Origin of the sequence: Saccharothrix sp. CB00851 (assembly GCF_001905065.1) — a bacterium.
Taxonomy (GTDB): Bacteria; Actinomycetota; Actinomycetes; order Mycobacteriales; family Pseudonocardiaceae; genus Actinosynnema.
The window spans coordinates 112888-130026 of record NZ_LWLC01000005.1 but is presented as its reverse complement, the minus strand read 5'-3'; the positions used below and the strand labels follow the sequence as shown (position 1 = coordinate 130026).

At 70.7% G+C, this 17139-nt stretch carries 15 protein-coding genes; 9 read left to right on the top strand and 6 right to left on the bottom strand.

Annotated elements, in window-relative coordinates:
• Positions 1–160: 160 nt before the first annotated feature.
• A complete protein-coding gene (locus A6A25_RS07815) occupies positions 161–2770 on the top strand; it encodes a glycoside hydrolase family 3 protein (RefSeq protein ID WP_073887227.1) in 2610 nt (869 codons plus the stop codon).
• Between the two features lie 50 nt (positions 2771–2820).
• On the opposite strand, the gene A6A25_RS07810 is transcribed toward A6A25_RS07815, so the two are convergent.
• Positions 2821–3402, bottom strand: coding sequence for an NAD(P)-dependent oxidoreductase (locus A6A25_RS07810; RefSeq protein ID WP_241828542.1), 582 nt, complete (start codon positions 3400–3402; stop codon positions 2821–2823).
• Positions 3383–4261 carry an EamA family transporter gene (locus A6A25_RS07805; RefSeq protein ID WP_380733205.1) on the bottom strand — a complete coding sequence of 293 codons (879 nt, stop codon included), beginning with the start codon at positions 4259–4261 and terminating at the stop codon, positions 3383–3385. The genes A6A25_RS07810 and A6A25_RS07805 overlap by 20 nt, the downstream gene beginning before the upstream one ends.
• A 91-nt stretch (positions 4262–4352) precedes the next feature.
• On the opposite strand from A6A25_RS07805, the gene A6A25_RS07800 reads away from it, so the two are divergent.
• Together A6A25_RS07800 and A6A25_RS07795 are read left to right on the top strand one after the other, a co-directional pair.
• Entirely contained in the window at positions 4353–4844 is a 492-nt protein-coding gene (locus A6A25_RS07800) for a MarR family winged helix-turn-helix transcriptional regulator (RefSeq protein ID WP_073887221.1), read from the top strand.
• Positions 4845–4986: 142 nt separating this feature from the next.
• Complete coding sequence (locus A6A25_RS07795; protein WP_073887219.1) at positions 4987–7035, top strand: glycosyl hydrolase; 2049 nt, start codon at positions 4987–4989, stop codon at positions 7033–7035.
• A 148-nt stretch (positions 7036–7183) separates the two neighbouring features.
• On the opposite strand, the gene A6A25_RS07790 is transcribed toward A6A25_RS07795, so the two are convergent.
• Both A6A25_RS07790 and A6A25_RS07785 read right to left on the bottom strand, forming a co-directional pair.
• Positions 7184–8194, bottom strand: coding sequence for an alpha/beta hydrolase (locus A6A25_RS07790; RefSeq protein WP_073887217.1), 1011 nt, complete (start codon positions 8192–8194; stop codon positions 7184–7186).
• Between the two features lie 21 nt (positions 8195–8215).
• Positions 8216–9532 (bottom strand): cytochrome P450, encoded by a 1317-nt coding sequence (locus tag A6A25_RS07785; RefSeq protein WP_073887215.1) that lies wholly within the window; start codon positions 9530–9532, stop codon positions 8216–8218.
• Between the two features lie 166 nt (positions 9533–9698).
• On the opposite strand from A6A25_RS07785, the gene A6A25_RS07780 reads away from it, so the two are divergent.
• The 3 genes from A6A25_RS07780 to A6A25_RS07770 all read left to right on the top strand — a co-directional run bounded on the left by A6A25_RS07780 (position 9699) and on the right by A6A25_RS07770 (position 13393).
• The gene (locus tag A6A25_RS07780) at positions 9699–10514 is read left to right on the top strand and encodes an SAM-dependent methyltransferase (protein ID WP_073887213.1); all 816 of its coding nucleotides are present in this window, start codon (positions 9699–9701) and stop codon (positions 10512–10514) included.
• A gap of 118 nt (positions 10515–10632) precedes the next feature.
• Positions 10633–12762, top strand: a complete 2130-nt coding sequence (locus A6A25_RS07775) for a putative bifunctional diguanylate cyclase/phosphodiesterase (RefSeq protein ID WP_073887211.1) — start codon at positions 10633–10635, stop codon at positions 12760–12762.
• A 163-nt stretch (positions 12763–12925) separates the two neighbouring features.
• Positions 12926–13393, top strand: a complete 468-nt coding sequence (locus A6A25_RS07770; RefSeq protein ID WP_158073693.1) for a DUF417 family protein — start codon at positions 12926–12928, stop codon at positions 13391–13393.
• A 41-nt stretch (positions 13394–13434) separates the two neighbouring features.
• Here A6A25_RS07770 and A6A25_RS07765 read toward each other — a convergent pair whose 3' ends face one another.
• Positions 13435–14181, bottom strand: a complete 747-nt coding sequence (locus tag A6A25_RS07765) for a TetR/AcrR family transcriptional regulator (RefSeq protein WP_073887209.1) — start codon at positions 14179–14181, stop codon at positions 13435–13437.
• 101 nt (positions 14182–14282) lie between these two features.
• Between A6A25_RS07765 and A6A25_RS07760 the strand changes: the two genes are divergently transcribed.
• Both A6A25_RS07760 and A6A25_RS07755 read left to right on the top strand, forming a co-directional pair.
• Positions 14283–15206, top strand: coding sequence for an ATP-binding cassette domain-containing protein (locus tag A6A25_RS07760; protein ID WP_073887207.1), 924 nt, complete (start codon positions 14283–14285; stop codon positions 15204–15206).
• Positions 15203–15961, top strand: a complete 759-nt coding sequence (locus A6A25_RS07755) for an ABC transporter permease (RefSeq protein ID WP_073887204.1) — start codon at positions 15203–15205, stop codon at positions 15959–15961. The genes A6A25_RS07760 and A6A25_RS07755 overlap by 4 nt, the downstream gene beginning before the upstream one ends.
• Positions 15962–16045: 84 nt before the next feature.
• Here A6A25_RS07755 and A6A25_RS07750 read toward each other — a convergent pair whose 3' ends face one another.
• The gene (locus tag A6A25_RS07750; RefSeq protein ID WP_073887202.1) at positions 16046–16408 is read right to left on the bottom strand and encodes a MerR family transcriptional regulator; all 363 of its coding nucleotides are present in this window, start codon (positions 16406–16408) and stop codon (positions 16046–16048) included.
• A 248-nt stretch (positions 16409–16656) separates the two neighbouring features.
• On the opposite strand from A6A25_RS07750, the gene A6A25_RS44630 reads away from it, so the two are divergent.
• Positions 16657–17043, top strand: coding sequence for a hypothetical protein (locus tag A6A25_RS44630; RefSeq protein ID WP_198932600.1), 387 nt, complete (start codon positions 16657–16659; stop codon positions 17041–17043).
• Positions 17044–17139: the final 96 nt, after the last annotated feature.

Here is a 17139-nt window from a genome sequence, read left to right as displayed (position 1 = left end):
GTCTCGACACGCAGCGTTACATGAATCCGATTCACGCCGTGGTACGGCCGAAACCGGAACCGCTACCTGCGAGGAAGCGCTCCCACGAAGGTCTTGACCGCGGTTCGCCACATCACCAGGATCGGGCGCGACAGAGCCGTCGGACGAACGGAACCGCCGAATGCCCCGCAGACACCTGAGCGCCGCGCTGGCCGCGGTGCTCGCCGCCGGTCTCATCACCGGAGGCGCCGCCGCCTCCCCGGAACCGACCTCGCGCCAGCCGGTCATCGGCGAGCCGCGCACCGAGCACGGTTGTGCCCGGATCGAGCGGGACCTGCCCGAACTCGCCGAGTGGCCGAAGGTCGACAGCCGGGTCAAGTCCACCCCGGCCGACGAGCGGCGGATCGCGAAGATCCTCGCCGGGATGACCCTGGCCGAGAAGGTCGGCCAGATGACCCAGCCCGAGATCGGCGCGATCACCCCGGACGAGGTGCGCGAGTACGGCATCGGCTCGGTCCTCAACGGCGGCGGCTCGTGGCCGAACCGCGACAAGCACGCCGCGCCCGAGGCGTGGCTGGCCCTGGCCGACGCCTATTGGGACGCGTCCAAGGCCAGCCGCACGCAGGTGCCCGTGATCTGGGGCATCGACGCCGTGCACGGCAACAACAACGTCTACGGCGCGACGATCTTCCCGCACAACATCGGCCTCGGCGCGGCGCACGACCCGTGCCTGATCCGGGACATCGGCAAGGCGACCGCCGAGCAGATCCGCGCCACCGGCCAGGACTGGGCGTTCGCGCCGACGCTGGCCGTGCCGCTGGACGACCGGTGGGGCCGCACGTACGAGGGCTACTCCGAGGACCCGCGGATCACCCGCGCGTACGGCTACGAGGCCACCCTGGGCCTGCAGGGCAACAGCAAGCGCCGGGTCGGCGTGCTCGCCACCGCCAAGCACTTCATCGGTGACGGCGGCACGATCGGCGGCAAGGACCAGGGTGTCAACCCGGCGTCCGAAGCCGAGATGATCAACGTGCACGGCCAGGGCTACTACGGCGCGCTGGCGGCGGGCGCCCAGACCGTGATGGTGTCGTTCAACAGCTGGACCAACGAGGAGCTGGGCATCACCGAGGGCAAGCTGCACGGCAGCAAGCTCGCGGTGAACGACATCCTCAAGGGCAAGATGGGCTTCGACGGCCTCGTCGTCTCCGACTGGAACGGCATCGGCCAGGTCGCGGGCTGCACCAACTCGTCCTGCCCGCAGGCGATCAACGCCGGCATCGACGTGGTGATGGTGCCCAACGACTGGAAGGCGTTCATCGCCAACACGATCGCCCAGGTCGAGGGCGGTCAGATCCCGATGGCCCGCATCGACGACGCGGTGACCCGCATCCTGCGCGTCAAGCTCCGCTCGGGCGTGCTGGACGGCGAGAAGCCGTCGCAGCGCGACCACGCCGGTTCGGCGGACGCCCTCGACGCCCGCAAGCTGGCCCGCGAGGCGGTGCGCGAGTCGCAGGTGCTGCTCAAGAACGACAACCGGGTGCTGCCGCTCTCGCCGCGGTCGAAGGTGCTGGTCGTGGGCAAGAGCGCGGACAGCATGCCAGACCAGACCGGAGGCTGGACGCTGACCTGGCAGGGCACCGGCAACACCAACGCCGACTTCCCCCACGGCACCACCATCCTGGGCGGGCTGCGGGAAGCCCTCGGCGAAGAGAACGTGGTGTTCAGCGAGACCGGTGACGTGGACCCGGCCGGGTTCGACGCGGTGGTCGCGGTGATCGGCGAGACCCCGTACGCGGAGGGCGTCGGCGACCTCGGCAAGCGCTCGCTGGAGGCGGCCAAGCTCTACCCGAACGACCTGGCCGTGCTGGACAAGGTCAGCGGCAAGGGCGCGCCGGTCGTCACGGTGTACGTGTCCGGCCGTCCGCTGCACGTCAACAAGGAGCTGAACCGCTCGGACGCGTTCGTGGCGGCGTGGCTGCCCGGCACCGAGGGCGGTGGCGTGGCCGACCTGCTGGTGCGCGGCAAGCACACCTACCCCGGCTTCACCGGCAAGCTGTCGTTCTCGTGGCCGCGCAGCGCCTGCCAGACCCCGCTGAACGGCGACGGCGACCCGCTGTTCAAGCCGGGTTACGGCCTCAGGAGCTGGCAGACCGGCGACGTCGGCCGGCTGGACGAGACCTCGCCCGAGTTCGGCTGCTCCGGCAACGGCGGCGGCGGCACCGCGACCGAGGACCTGGAGCTGCACGTGCGCACCGACATCGCGCCGTACCGCAGCTACATCGGTTCGCCGGACAACTGGGGCGGCACGGAGCTCGGCCCGGACGGCGAGGCGGCGCACAGCTCGATCACCGTCGTGCCCGCGGACGTCAACGTGCAGGGTGACGCGATGAAGACGACGTGGACCGGCACCGGGCCGGGCCAGGTCTACCTGCAGGACCCGGCGGGCGGCAGCGACCTGCGCGGTTACCTCAACGCCAACGCGGCACTGGTGTTCGACGTGATCGTGCACCAGGCGCCCGCCGCGCGGACCGTGGTGAGCACGCACTGCCAGTACCCGTGCTTCGCCGAGGTCAACGCGACCGGCCTGTTCGGCGGCCTGCCGACCGGCGTGAAGTCGACGGTGAAGATCCCGATCTCGTGCTTCGGCAACAGCGGGCTGGACCTGGAGAACGTCAACACGCCGTTCCTGGTCTACACCGAGGGCGCGTTCCAGGCGTCGTTCGCGAACGTCCGCTGGGTGCCCAAGGCGGCGGCCGACCCGGACGCCAAGACGTGCGCCGAACTGTCGTGAGCTGAGTGGAACCGGGGGCGGGCCCAGCACGGGCCCGCCCCCTTCCTCGTTCAGTACCCGACGGTGAACCGGGTCCGCTGGTGCTTCGGCGTCTCGGCCTCGTCCAGCAGCGCCACCGCGAAGTCCTCGAGCGAGATCGTGGTGCCGACCTGGTCGTCCCCGCCGAGGCGGAACACGCCGGTCCGCGCACCCGGCTCCAGCACCGCCGGCGGGCTCAGGTAGGTCCAGTCTGCCACCCGGTCGGCCCGGCACACCGCCAACTGCTCGGCGCACGCCCGCGCGATCGGCTTCAACTCGTCCGGAAAGTCGGGTGCTTCCTCGACCGTGTGACCCCGGGGCGTCACGAGCGTGGCCGCACCGCCGACCACCAGCAGCCGCACGCCGGTCTGCGCCACCCCGGCGAGCAACGCCCGGGTGGCCTCGACCAGCTCACCCTCCCGCCCGTCGACCGGCCGGGTCGCGCTGATCACCAGGTCACGTCCCGCGCTGAGCCGCACGACGTCCGCGACGACCCGCGCGTCACCGACCTCGCCGCCCGCACCCGACCTCCGGCTGACGGCCGTGACCTCGTGGCCCCGCCGCCGAGCCTCGTCGACCACCTGGCGGCCGACGCTACCGAACGCTCCGAACACGGTGATCCACACCGCTGTCCCCCTTCTCCTCGACCTTCCGGACCGTCGTCCGCTGTGCCACCACGAGCGCGCCGAGCACGACCACCGCACCGAGCACCTGCCACGCCGTCAGCCCCTGGTCGAGCACCAGCCAGCCCACGAGCGTCGCGACGACCGGGCTGAGCAGGCCGAGGAACGTGACCTGCGTGGCGGGCAGCACCCGGATCCCGCGGAACCACAGCGCGTACGCCAGCGCACCGCCGATCACGCCCAGGTACAGGAAGCCGCCGACGTTCGCCGCGGTCAGCGCGGGCGGCGGGCCCTCGACCGCGAACGTCACCGGCAGCAGCACCACGCCACCCGCCACGAGCTGCCACCCGGTGACGGCCAGCAGCGGTGCGGGCGTGGTCCAGCGCTTGCTCAGCACGACCCCGGCCGCCATCGCGACCGCGCCGCCCAGCGCCGCCGCCACGCCGACCACGTCCAGCCGTGCGTCGGCCCGCAGCACCAGCAGCGCCACGCCGACGATGCCCGCGATCGCGGCGAGGGCCGTGCGCGTCGTCATCCGCTGCCCGAGCAGCACCACTGCCAGCCCGGCCACCACCAGCGGCTGCACGGCGCCGACCGTCGCCGCGACACCGCCCGGCAGCCGGTAGGCGGCCAGGAACAGCAGCGGCAGGAACACGCCGATGTTCAGCGTGCCCAGCACCAGCGAACGCCACCACCAGTCGCCGCGCGGCAGCTGTCGCGTGACCGCGACCAGCAACAACCCGGCCGGCAACGCCCGCAACAGCCCTGCCAGCAACGGCCGGTCCGGCGGCAGGTACTCCGTGGTCACGAAGTAGGTCGTGCCCCACACGGCGGGGGCGAACGCCGTCACCCATTTGCTTAGCACTAAGACAAAGTAGCTCACCGCTAAGGTATATCCGCCCGTACTCCGGAGTGACTTACCTCACCGCTAAGCTAGTTCGATGGCAGACCACGTCGACCTGGTGCTCGGTCAGTGGCACGCGCAGCGCCCCGACCTCGACGTCTCGCCGATGGCGGTGATCGGCAGGCTCAAGCGGCTGTCGCGGCTCGTGGACGCCGAGCTGGGCAAGACCTTCGCCGCGCACGACCTGGACCGGGCGTCGTTCGACGTCCTCGCCACCCTGCGCCGCAGCGCGCCGCCGCACCGGCTGACCCCGACCGAGCTGATGCGCGCCTCGATGGTCACCTCCGGCGCCGTCACGCAACGACTCGACCGCCTGGAGGCACGCGGTCTCGTCGTCCGCACGCCGAACGAGCGCGACGGCCGGGGCGTCGTCGTCGCCCTCACCGGCGCCGGTCACGAGCTGGTCGAGCGCGTCCTGCCCGATCACCTCGCCACGGAGAACCGCCTGCTCGGCGCGTTGTCCCAGCGGGAGCGGGAGGCGTTGGCGGGCACGTTGAAGCAACTGCTGGAGTCGCTCGGCGACCAGTGAGTCGCCGGGCTTCGCGTCTCGGCGCAAGACTTCATCGAACAAGTTTCTTCACTTACGAAACTTACCGCGCTATCGTGCGTCCCCAGCGGGCCACTCAACCGCTTAAGCGCATGAACCGCTCAACGCCGAGAGGTCGGTAGCCATGAGGAGACGTTCCCCTGCCCGACGCGTGATCACCGCACTCGCCGTCACTGCCCTGATCGGCACGATCACGACGGCCACCACCGCCGGCGCCGCTCCCGACGAGCGCCACCACCGCCCGGAGACGGTCCGGATCTCCGACCCCGACGCCACCCCGCAGACCCGCTCGCTCTTCTCCTACCTGCGCGAACAGCAGGGCAAGGGCGTGCTGTTCGGGCACCAGCAGACGACCGAGTTCGGCGTCACGTGGGACGAGTTCACCGAGACCGACGGGATCAGGTCCGACGTCGCGGCGGGCGTCGGCGACCACCCGGCCGTGTTCGGCTGGGACACCGGCCACCTCGGCTACGGCTCCTCGCCCGGCGACCCGAGCCCCGAGGAGAACTTCCAGGCCACGGTCAAGCTGATCGAGACCGCGCACAACGAGATCGGCGGCATCCACACGCTCGCGTCCCACATGGACAACTTCGTCACCGGCGGCAGCTTCTACGACACCAACGGCGACGTCGTCACCCGCATCCTGCCCGGCGGAGACCACCACGCGCGGTTCAACGCCTACCTCGACCGCGTCGCCCGCCTCGCGCACGAGGTGGACGACCGCGACGGCAACCCGATCCCGATGATCTACCGGCCGTTCCACGAGAACAGCGGCTCGTGGTTCTGGTGGGGCGCGGCGCACGCGTCACCGGCGAAGTACGTCGAGCTGTTCCGGTACACCGTCGAGTACCTGCGTGACGTCAAGGACGTGCACAACTTCCTGTACGCGTACTCGCCGGGTGGCGGCTACGGCGGCGTGGACGACGTGTACATGCGCACGTACCCGGGCGACAACTACATCGACGTGTTCGGCATCGACAGCTACGACGGCAGCAACGGCTCGCGGCAGTGGCTGGACGGGATCGTCGCCGACCTCGGCATGATCGCGCGGATCGCCGAGGAGAAGGGCAAGGTCTCGGCGTTCACCGAGTACGGCGTCAGCGGCGCGTTGAAGCCCAACGGGCAGAACGGGAACCTGAACTGGTTCACCACGATGTTCGACGCCATCAAGGCCGACCCGTGGGCCAACCGCAGCGCGTTCATGCTGACCTGGGTGAACTTCGGCACCGAGCAGTTCTTCCTGCCGTACCCGGCGACCGCGACCGAGCCCGAGCACGAGTTGCTGCCGGACCTGCGGCGACTGCACGCCGACCCGTTCGCGGTGTTCAGCTCGGAACTCGACCTGCGGAACGTGTACGGGCGCAAGGTTCGGGCGCAGGCGCAGGAGCCGTTCCTGCACGTCGTGTCGCCGCCCGACGGCGAGCGGATCACCACCCCGACCACGACCGTCCGCGTGCGGCTGCTCGACGCGCGGCACGCGGTCGTCCACTACACCGTGGGCGACGATCCGACCAGGTTCCCGTTGCGGCTGGACCGCGGCACCGGTTACTACACGGGCACGTGGGACATCGGCGCCGAGAACCTGACCAACAAGGTCACCCGGCTCAAGGTGACCGCCGTGACGGCGCGCGGGACGTTGTCCACCACCAACCGCGTGATCCTGGGCGCGAAGCCGCCGCTCGCCCCCGGCGTGGTGGACGACTTCGAGGGGCACGTGGACGACACCGCGTTGAACGCGGAGTACAGCCCGTACGGGACGAACCGGATCTCGCTGGCGGCGGAGAACGGCGGCCAGGCGCTGAAGCTCGACTACGACTTCGGCTTCCAGACCTACACCGGCGTCGGCAAGCGGATCTCGGGTGACTGGTCGGCCTACACCGGGCTGTCGTTGTGGCTGCGGCCCGACGGGTCGAACCACAAGCTGGTGCTGCAGCTCAACGCCGGCGGGGTGGCCTACGAGGCGTACCCGTCACTGGCGGGCACGTCGGCCGGCGTCGTGACCATCCCGTTCGCGGACTGGCGCCCGGCGCCGTGGGACACGGCCAACGCACACCGGCGGATCACGCCCGAGGACCTGAAGAACCTGTCCCAGTTCAACATCTTCATCAACCAGGTCGAGCACAACCCCGTCCTGACCGGCACCATCCACCTGGACGACATCCGCGCCACCTGACCCCGCGCGTGTCCTACGTCCAGAACGCGCGTGTCCTACGTTCGTGCACCCCATGTTGAACACTCAGCACAAGGCGAGCCTGTGCCGAGCGTTCAACATGGGTGTTCTGAACGTAGGACACGCGCGACGCGAACGTAGGACACGCGGGTTAGAGGGTGGTGGTCCAGGTGGTGACGGCGTGGTGGTAGGTCGGGGCGTTGGGGGCGTAGTTGATCGAGTGGCCGTAGTCCGGCAGGACGTAGGCCTGCAGCCGCGCCGCCGGCGAGAAGAACGGGGACTCCGAGGCGCGCAGGGCGTCCGCCGTGGTGCAGTCGCTGCCCAGCGGCCGGCCGCAGAAGTGGGTGTCGCCCGCGCCGGCCACCACCATCACCGGCACGTCGACCAACCGGGTGAACGGGATGACCACGTTGTGCAACGTCACCGTGTCCACCGACTCCGCCGCCGAGAACACGTCCTTCGTCGCCTCGTCCACCCCGACCGCTTCGGGCACCCGCGGGCCAGGCGCGTGGAACGCCTTGTAACGGGTGCCGGGCGCCGTGGTCAGGTAGCCGAGGTCCAGCCCGCCCCGCCGCAGCCCCGGGTCGAGCACCGCCGGGATCATGCCCGCCAGCACCGGGAGCACGGTCACCAGGTTCATCCGGTGCGTGAAACCGGTGACCAGCACGCCGTCCACGTCGCGGTACGTCCCGGCCTCGATCAACGCCATCGCGGCACCGATCGAGTGCCCGCCGACGACCACCTTCCCGAACCGCGGCCGCACCGCCCGCACGACCTGGTGCACGGCGTGCGCCTGGGTCGACGCCGTCACCAACGCGCTCAACGGCCGCGAGCTGCGCCCGGTGCCGAGCCGGTCCACGGCGAGCGTCGCGATGCCCGCCCGGTTCATCGCCTGCCGGTACGACAGGGTGCCCGGCGAGTACGAGATGTCCCAGTACGAGCTGTTGTACGTGCCGCCGGGGATCAACACCTGCACGGTGGACGCACCCGCCGGCGTGCACAGCCTGCCGTGCATGAAGTGCGGCGTGCCGAGCACCGTCACCGGCACGCGCAAGTCCTCACACGTGACCGGCGCCGCCAGAGCGGGAGCGGGGGCGGGCAGCAAGCCCGCCGCCGCGGTGAGCAGGGCGACCGCGGACGACCGCCAACGCGACCAACGCACGATTCGACAACCTCCGGTGAGTCAACGGGGCACCGCCGTCATCAGCAGACCGCTGGGGTAGGCGGCGGAGGTGAACTTGGTGCGCACGGGCTTGCCGGGCACCGGGACGAGCCGCCACCGCGACAGCACGGTGGCCAGGGTGATCACGATCTCGGTCTGCGCGAACACGTTGCCCAGGCACTGGCGGGAGCCCGCCGAGAACGGGACGTACGCGCCGCGCGGCACGGGGGAGGGAGGGGAGAGCCACCGGTCGGGGTCGAACCGGTGCGGGTCGGGGAAGGACGCCGGGTCGTGGTGCAGGGCGTGCGGACTCACGATGACCTCGGTGCCCTCGGGTAACTCCAGCCCGTCCAGGTCGACCGGCGCGACGGCGCGCCGCATCAGGATCCACACCGGGTACTTTCGCAGCACTTCGCTCACCACGGCCGCCGCGTACCTCAGTCGTGGCACGTCGGCGAACGTCACCGGGCGACCGCCCAGCACCTCGTCGACCTCCGCGACGAGCCGTTCCTCGACGTCCGGCCGCCGCGCGACCTCGTGGAACGCCCACGCCAGCGCCAGCGCCGTGGTCTCGAGGCCCGCGGTGAGCAGGGTCAGCACCTCGTCGTAGGTCTGCTGGTCGGTCATGCCGTCACCGGACTCGTCCTGCGCCAGCAGCAGCATCGACAGCAGGTCGCCGTGGTCGGGCGTGCCCTCGGCCCGCCGGTTCGCGATGACCTCCAGCACGATGGCGCGCATCCGCGCGATGGCCCGGTCGAACTCGCGGTTGCCCGGCAGCGGCAGCTTCTCCACGAACGACGGCGACAGCGCGCGCACCATGCCCTGCTTGATGACCACGAACACGGACCGCCGCACCTCGGCGATCACCCGCTGCCCCAGCTCGGTGGAGAACAGCGCCTCGCCCACGACGGTGACGGCCAGGCCCTGCATGTCGTCCTCGACCACGCGCACCTCGCCGGGCGTCCACGACGCGGCCAGCGCGGCGGCCGCGCGCGTCATCGTCCCGGCGTAGTGGGCGATCCGCTCGCGGTGGAACGCGGGCTGGACCATCCGCCGCTGCCGCAGGTGCCAGGCGCCGTCGGAAAGCACCAGGCCGTTACCCAGGTAAGGGCGGAATTTGTCGAACATCGCGCCTTTGCGGAACTTCGGGCCGTCCGTGACCAGCACTTGGTGCGCGAGTCGAGGACTGGTCACGAAATAGGTTGTCAACGGGCCGAGGTCGACCCTCACCACGTCGCCGTGATCGCGCAGTGATGACGTGAATTCGTGCCGCCTGCGCACCATCTCCACGGAGTGGCCGAGGAATGGCAGGCGGCCAGGCGCCACCGGGACACCCATGTCCGCTCCTGTCGCTGCCGAAAGGGACGGCCCACCATAGGTACCTCTTGGCGGACGCAGGTAGGCCCATTCGGGTGAGGTGACATCGCGCAGTCGGTGGAGTGAGTGGCGGTTTCCGCCCACCCGGTACCGTTGCCGGCCCCGACGTGAAGAGGAGTCCGCGATTATGACGCAGAGCGAATGGATTCCATCCGGTGTGGACATCTCCGTGCCGAGCGCGGCGCGGACCTACGACTACATGCTCGGCGGCGCGCACAACTTCGCCGTCGACCGCGCGCTCGGCGAGCGGATCGAGTCGATGATGCCGGGCCTGCGCAACGCCGCCCGCGTCAACCGGGCGTTCCTCGGCCGCGTCGTGCGGTTCATGGTGGACCAGGGCGTGCGGCAGTTCCTGGACATCGGCTCCGGCATCCCGACCGTCGGCAACGTGCACGAGGTCGCCCAGGCGGCGGCGCAGGGCTGCCGCGTGGTGTACGTCGACCGCGACCCGGTCGCCGTCGCGCACAGCGAGTTGATACTGGTCGGCAACGACGACGCGGCTGTTGTGCAAGCCGACATGCGCGAGCCCGAAGCCATCCTGGGCAGCGACGCCGCGCGGCGGTTGCTCGACTTCGATCAGCCGATCGGGCTGCTGATGCTGCTGATGTTGCACTGGGTGCCCGACGAAGCCGACCCGCACGCCCTCGTCGCCCGGTACCGCGACGTGCTCGCACCCGGCAGCTATCTGGCGATCACCCACGCGACCGGGGACAACCAGGGCGACAACCTGTCCGACGCGACCGATGCGATCAAGCAGAGCAACAGCCCCGATCAGGTGAATCTGCGTTCGCACGCCGAGATCACCCGGATGTTCGACGGATTCGAACTCGTGGCACCTGGCCTGGTCGGATGTGGCGAATGGCGACCCGCGGGTCCCGGTGACATCGCCGCCGAACCGGACATGAACATGCTGGTCTACGCCGGTGTGGGTCGAAAACCCTGAATTGCCCGACGAAAAGTCACCCTGGGTGTGTTCGGGGTTCACACGTCCGGTTGAGTGTTGGCCGGTGGGGGGTGGGTAAACTGCCGCCGATCCTCGCTATCACAACAGGGCAACGGGAATGTCGATCCCCAGTCAGAGAACAGGGGCCACCTCACCACCTGAACGTGGCCGGGAACTCCTCGCGCGGAAGTGGTCGTACCTGCTCAGCGGCGTCGTCGTGGTCGCGCTGGACCGGAACGAACTCGACCGCGAAATGCGCGACCGCCTGGACGAGCTGTGCGCGGCGGTGCATGCCGAGGAGTCTTCCGACCGACCACCGGCCCGGACCGCCGAGCGGATCGGCGGACAACTCGTCGCGCTCGGGTACGTCACCGAGGACGGCTTGCGCGTCACCCTGGACGTGCTCGGCAAAGGGCTGCTCGGGCTGGCGGAGTTCCAACCCGTGGAGCGTTATGCCCAACCGGTCGTGGCGGTGCTCGGCGCGTTGTCGTCCGGGTTCCTGGCGGCGAGCAGGCGCGCGGTCTTCGAGCAGCAGGAGTCCATGCAGCTCTCGCTGCTCAAGGCGGTCCGCGACGCCCAGTGGAACCTCAAGGGGAGCGAGGCGCGGTTCGAGGAGGTCGCCACGTCGTCGGCCAGCGGGATCCTGGTGGTCGACCTGGCCGGGCGGATCGTGCGGGCCAACGCGGCGATCGGCGACATCCTCGGCTACACCGCCGAGGAGCTGACCGGCTTCGCCCTGCTCGACCTCGCGCACCCGGCGTCGGTGCGGGCCCTCGGCGACGCGCTGCGGGCGTTGCTGCGCGGCGAGCAGGAGCGGGTCCGGCAGCCGCAACGCCTGCTGCGCCAGGACGGTGACGTCGCGCGGATCTCGCTGACGGTGTCGGTGGTGCGCGGCGCGGACGGCGAGCCGGGGCACTTCGTCGCGGTGGTCGAGGACGGCACCGAGCTGATGCTGCTGCAGGCGGAGCTGAACCGGCAGGCGCTGCACGACGTGTCGACCGGGCTGCCGAACCGGCAGTACTTCACCACCCACCTGGAGAGCGCGCTGCGGCGGGCGGACCCGGTGCGCGGGCTCAGCCTGTTCCACCTGGACATCGACGCGTTCGGCATGGTGTGCAACAGCCTCGGCCGACCCACCGGCGAACGGCTGCTGGTGCACGTCTCGCAGCGGCTGAAGGCCGTGCTGGCGCGGGAGAAGGCGATGATCGCCCGGTTCGACGGCGACGAGTTCGCCATCCTGGTCGAGAACGCCGCTGCCACGCCGGACGTCGCGACCACCGTGGCCGAGATCAACCGTGAGCTGGCCGAACCGGTGTACTTCGACGACCGCGGGCTGGCCGTGTCGGTCAGCGTCGGCGTGGTGCGCAGACCGCCGCCGGACTGGACGGCCGCGGAGGTGATGCGGGCGGCGGAGCAGGCGTTGTGGCGGGCGAAGGCGGGCGGGCGCGGTCAGTGGGCGTTGTTCCACGACCGGCAGGACGCGGACGAGCGGCGGGCCGACGCGCTCGCGGTCGCCATGCCCGGTGCCTGGGAGCACGGCGAGATAGGCGTGCGCTACGAGCCGGTGGTGCGGTTGGCCGGGCGTGCGCTGGTCGGCGTGGCGGCGAAGCTGCACTGGGACCGCGGTGACGATTCGCTGGACCACGCGGGGTGCGCCGCGTTGGCGGAGCGGACGGGCCTGATCCTGCCGCTGGGCGAGTGGCAGTTGGCCACCGCGTGCGGACAGTTGCGGTGGTGGGGTCAGCGCGCGACGTTCACCGCCGCGTTGCACGTCGGGCTGACCAGGAACCAGTCGCGGGACGGCGACCTGGTCCGGCGGGTGCGCCGGGTGCTGGGCGACACGGGGCTGCCCGCGGCGCGGTTGGTGATCGGGATGCCGGTGTCGGTGCTGGCCGAGTCCGACGCCGTGGAGAACCTGACCGTGCTGGCCGAACTGGGCGTCGGCACGTCGTTGGACGATTTCGGGCTCGGGCCGGACGACCTGGCGGTGGCCGCGGAGCTGCCGGTCAGGTCGGTGCGGGTGGCGCGCCGGCTGGTGGCGCGGCAGGCCGGGGGCGAGGCGGAGTTCCTGGCCGGGCTGGTGCCGTTGGCCCGGCGGACGGGCGTCGAGGTGCTGGTGGACGGGCTGGGGACGCGCGAGCAGGCCGAGTGGTGGCGTGCGGCGGGCGTGGTCGCGGGCACCGGCCCGTTCTTCGGGGAACCGCTGCCCGCGAGCGCGTTCCACGACCCGGTCGAGTGGTACGACTAGCCGCGATCCGAGACGGCTTGGAATCAACACTTCACAGCGCGTTTCCTTACCGTTACAGTTCTGGGAGCGCTCCCAGTCCGGTTCCGGTCAGTGTGGACCACGGAACGGGCCGACCTCCCGCAGGCGGGTCGACGTGGTCCCGCTCGCGAAGGAAGTGATGTGGATGACGGAGTACCAGTCCCGTCCGGATGCGCCCGTGAACGCCTTGCGGGCGTTGAGCATCCCGCTGTTGCGCGGTTCCCTCGGCGTGGTCTTCGTGTGGTTCGGCGCCCTCAAGGTCACCGGCACGACGCCGGTGGCCGACCTGGTCGCGCGGACGGTTCCGTGGCTCGACCCGGGGGTGTTCGTGTTCACCCTCGGCGCCATCGAGGTGGTGCTGGGGATCGCGCTGGTGGTGGGGTTCCGGCTGCGCTGGGTGTCGCTGCTGGTCGTGCTGCACCTGGCAGGCACGTTCTCCACGCTCGTGCTGCAGCCGGCCGTCGCGTTCCAAGCGGGCAACCCGCTGCTGTTGACCATGACCGGTGAGTTCGTGGTCAAGAACCTGGTCCTGATCACCGCGGGCCTTGCGGTCATGTCGGCCGACGCACCCGTGCGGCAGCGGGTGGCGCGGGCCGACGTCGCCCGGCGGTGATCGCGCGGTGCTGCGGGGTCCCGACCGACCCCGCAGCACCATCACCTCCGATCGGCCAGGTAGGCGGCCACGCCGTCGAGGTACAGGTCCAGGCCGAAGACGAACTCGGCGTCCACGTCGCTCTCGTCGTAGAGCTCGTCGTGGTCGAACACGCCCGCGTCGACGACCCTGGCCAGCGCCGGCAGCTTGCGCTGGTCGACGAGCACGCGCAACGCGTGCCCGTACGACCGCCCGAACGCCTCCGGGTTGCCCTGGAAGCCCTCCGCCAGTTCGACGCTGAACCGCAGCTGACCGTGCACGAACGTGATCAGCCCCATCACGATGGTGACCTTCTCGCCCTCCTCCAGCGGGGTGTCGGCGAGCGCGCTCAACGCGCAGTCGAACCACGCCAGGTTGCGCGGTCCGGCGGGCGGCCCGTGCAGCGGGATGCGGGAGTACCACGGGTGCTTGCGCAGGCAGTCGAGCACGCTGTGCGTCCAGAGCGTGAGCCCGGTCCGCCAGTCGCCGTCGGCGGGCAGGTCCGGCGGGTCGTCCAGTGCGGCGTCGGCCATCAGCTTGAGCAGCGAGTCCTTGCTGTCGACGTGCCGGTAGAGCGCCATGGTGGAGTTGCCGAGCTGCTGCGCCACCCTGGCCATGGACACCGCCGCGAGCCCTTCGGCGTCGGCGACCTCGATCGCCGCCTGGGTGATCTCGCCGACCGTGAGGGACGGTTTGCGGCCGCGTCGCGGTGTCTCGCGCAGGCCCCACAGCAGGGCGATTTCCGCTGGTAGGCCGTTCTCCTCGGTCATCTCCACCCTCTCGTAACCGCTGCCGGCCAGTCTAGGGCTACCGCGTTTAACTGCGTATGAGCTACGCTCTTTAGCGTACCTGATACACATAGGGGGCAGTGATGATCGTCGAGGTGACCGGCCTGCGCAAGGCGTACGGGTCGACCGCGGTGCTGGACGGGATAGACCTGGAGGTCGCCGAGGGGTCGGTCTTCGCGTTGCTCGGTCCCAACGGCGCCGGCAAGACGACCACGATCCGGATCCTGTCCACGCTGTCCCGCCCGGACGCCGGCCGGTTGCGGGTGGCCGGGTTCGACGTGGTGCGGGAACCGGCCAAGGTGCGCGGCGCGATCAGCGTCACCGGCCAGTACGCGGCCGTGGACGCCGAGCAGACCGGGCGGGAGAACCTGGTCATGATCGGCAAGCTCATGCACCTGGGCCGGCCGGGGGCCAAGGCCCGGGCCGCCGGGCTGCTGGAGCGGTTCGACCTGGTCGACGCCGCCGACCGCCGGGTCAAAACCTACTCGGGCGGCATGCGGCGGCGGCTCGACCTGGCCATGAGCCTGGTCGCCGCACCGAAGGTGATCTTCCTGGACGAGCCGACCACCGGCCTGGACCCGGCCAGCCGCACGACCATGTGGGACGCCATCCGCGACCTCGTCCGCACCGGCACCACGATCTTCCTCACCACCCAGTACCTGGAGGAGGCCGACCGCCTCGCCGACCGGATCATGGTGCTGGACAAGGGGAAGGTGGCGGCCCAGGGCACCGCGGACGACCTCAAGGCCCGCGTCGGCGGCGACCGGCTGGACCTCCGCTTCACCTCCGCCGCGGCGCTCGACGTCGCGGCCGGGCTGCTCGGCGGCTTCACCGACCACGAACGGCTCGTGCTCAGCGTCCCGTCCGACGGCACGGCCGCGCACCTGCACACCGTGCTGGACGACCTGCGCGCCGCCGCCGTCGTGCCCGCCCAGGTCTCCTCGCACCGCCCGACCCTCGACGACGTCTTCCTCGCCCTGACCGCACGTGAAGGAGTGCCGGCATGAGTCACGCCATCGCCGATTCGATGACCATGATCGGCCGCAGCATCCGGCTCGGCAGGCGCAACGTCGACACGCTGATCATGTCCATCGTCCTGCCGCTGCTGATGATGGCGCTGTTCGTGTACGTCTTCGGCGGCGCGATCAACACCGGCACCGGGTACATCAACTACGTGGTGCCAGGGATCATCCTGCTGTGCACCGGTTACGGCGCGGCGTCCACCGCGATGTCCGTGGCCGACGACATGAACAGCGGCATGGTCGACCGCCTGCGGTCCATGCCGATCCGCAGCTCCGCCGTGCTGACCGGGCACGTCACGGCCAGCATCGTGCGCAACGCCCTGTCCACCACGATCGTGGTCGGCGCGGCGGTCGCGATGGGCTTCCGCCCGTCCGCGTCACCGCTGGAGTGGCTGGCCGCGGCCGGGTTGCTGCTGCTGTACGTGCTGGCGCTGTCGTGGTTGGCAGCGGGGCTGGGCTCAGCGGCGAAGTCGGTCGAGTCGGCCAGCGCGCTGAGCTTCTTCATGCTGTTCCTGCCGTACCTGAGCAGCGCGTTCGTGCCCACCCACACCATGCCGTCGTTCCTGCGGGGCATCAGCGAGCACCAGCCGATCACGCCCGTCATCGAGACCGTGCGCGGCCTGCTCACCGGCACGCCGGTCGGCGACCAGGGCTGGATCGCACTGGCCTGGTCGGTCGGCCTGCTGATCGCGTCGTTCGTCCTGGCGGCCGCCCTCTACCGGCGGCGCGTCAACGACTGAACCCGGATACGACCGCCCCGCGCCGACGCCCGCCGGCGAACTCACCGCGAACGAGTTCGCCGGCCCACCCGGGCCGGGTAGCCGTCAGCGCCCGCCCGACGCCGCGTCGATCACCTCGTCCAGCACGTCCCGCGACCGCATCAGGTCCGTGATCAGCCGGTCGATGCGGGCGCGTTCGGCGGTGAGGTCGTCCACCAGCCGTGGCGTGGCGATCTCGGACGGGCCGCCGTCGGCGTCCCGCATGCACGGCAGCATCAGCGCGATCTTCTTGCTGCTCAGCCCGGCGGCGAAGAGTTCCTGGATGCGGATCACCCGGTCGACCGCGCTCTCGGGGTACTCGCGGTGGCCGCCGGTGGTGCGGTCGGCGGTCAACAGCCCCTGCTGCTCGTAGTACCGCAACGAACGCACGCTCACCCCGGTGCGCTCGGCCAGCTCACCGATCCGCATGTCACACCCCCGCGCCACTGAACCTGACACTGATGTCAACTTCTACCGTAGTCGCATGACGAACACAACGGTCGCCCCCAGCCTCTTCGACCCCGCCCGCCTCGGCCGGCTGCACCTGCCGAACGGCTGGTCATGGCCCCGATGACGCGCAACCGCGCCCAGTCCGACGGCGTGCCGCGACCGATCATGGCCACTTACTACGCCCAGCGCGCGTCCGCGTCCGCATCGACCGGCTGATCACCAACGGCATGCAGGAGGACGACCCCGAAGCCGTGTACCCGGCGCTGATCGCCGCCGTCGCCGACCTCGGCCTCGCCTACCTGCACGTCGTCTTCGCCGATCCCGACCAACCGCTGTTCCGCGCGCTGCGCGCCGCCTGGCCGGGCACGCTGATCGCCAACCCGGCCCTGCCCTGGCCCGGCCCGCTGCCCGCGGACGGCGGCAAGCGGCACGGCGAGCGGCTGCTGGCGGCGGGCGCGGACCTGATCTCCCTGGGCCGCGCGTTCCTGGCCAACCCCGACCTGGTCGAACGCCTGCCCGTCGACGCACCCCTCAACCCGGTGCGGGACAAGCACTTGATGTACGTGGGTGGCGAGGAGGGCTACACCGACTACCCGACACTGGCGCCGGCCTGACCAGGGGGGCGCGGGACCGGTCGGCTTGAAGTTCCTCGCCCTCAAGGCCGCGATGCGCAAAGCTGGACGGCTGAGTCGTCCGTGAACGCGGGGGTG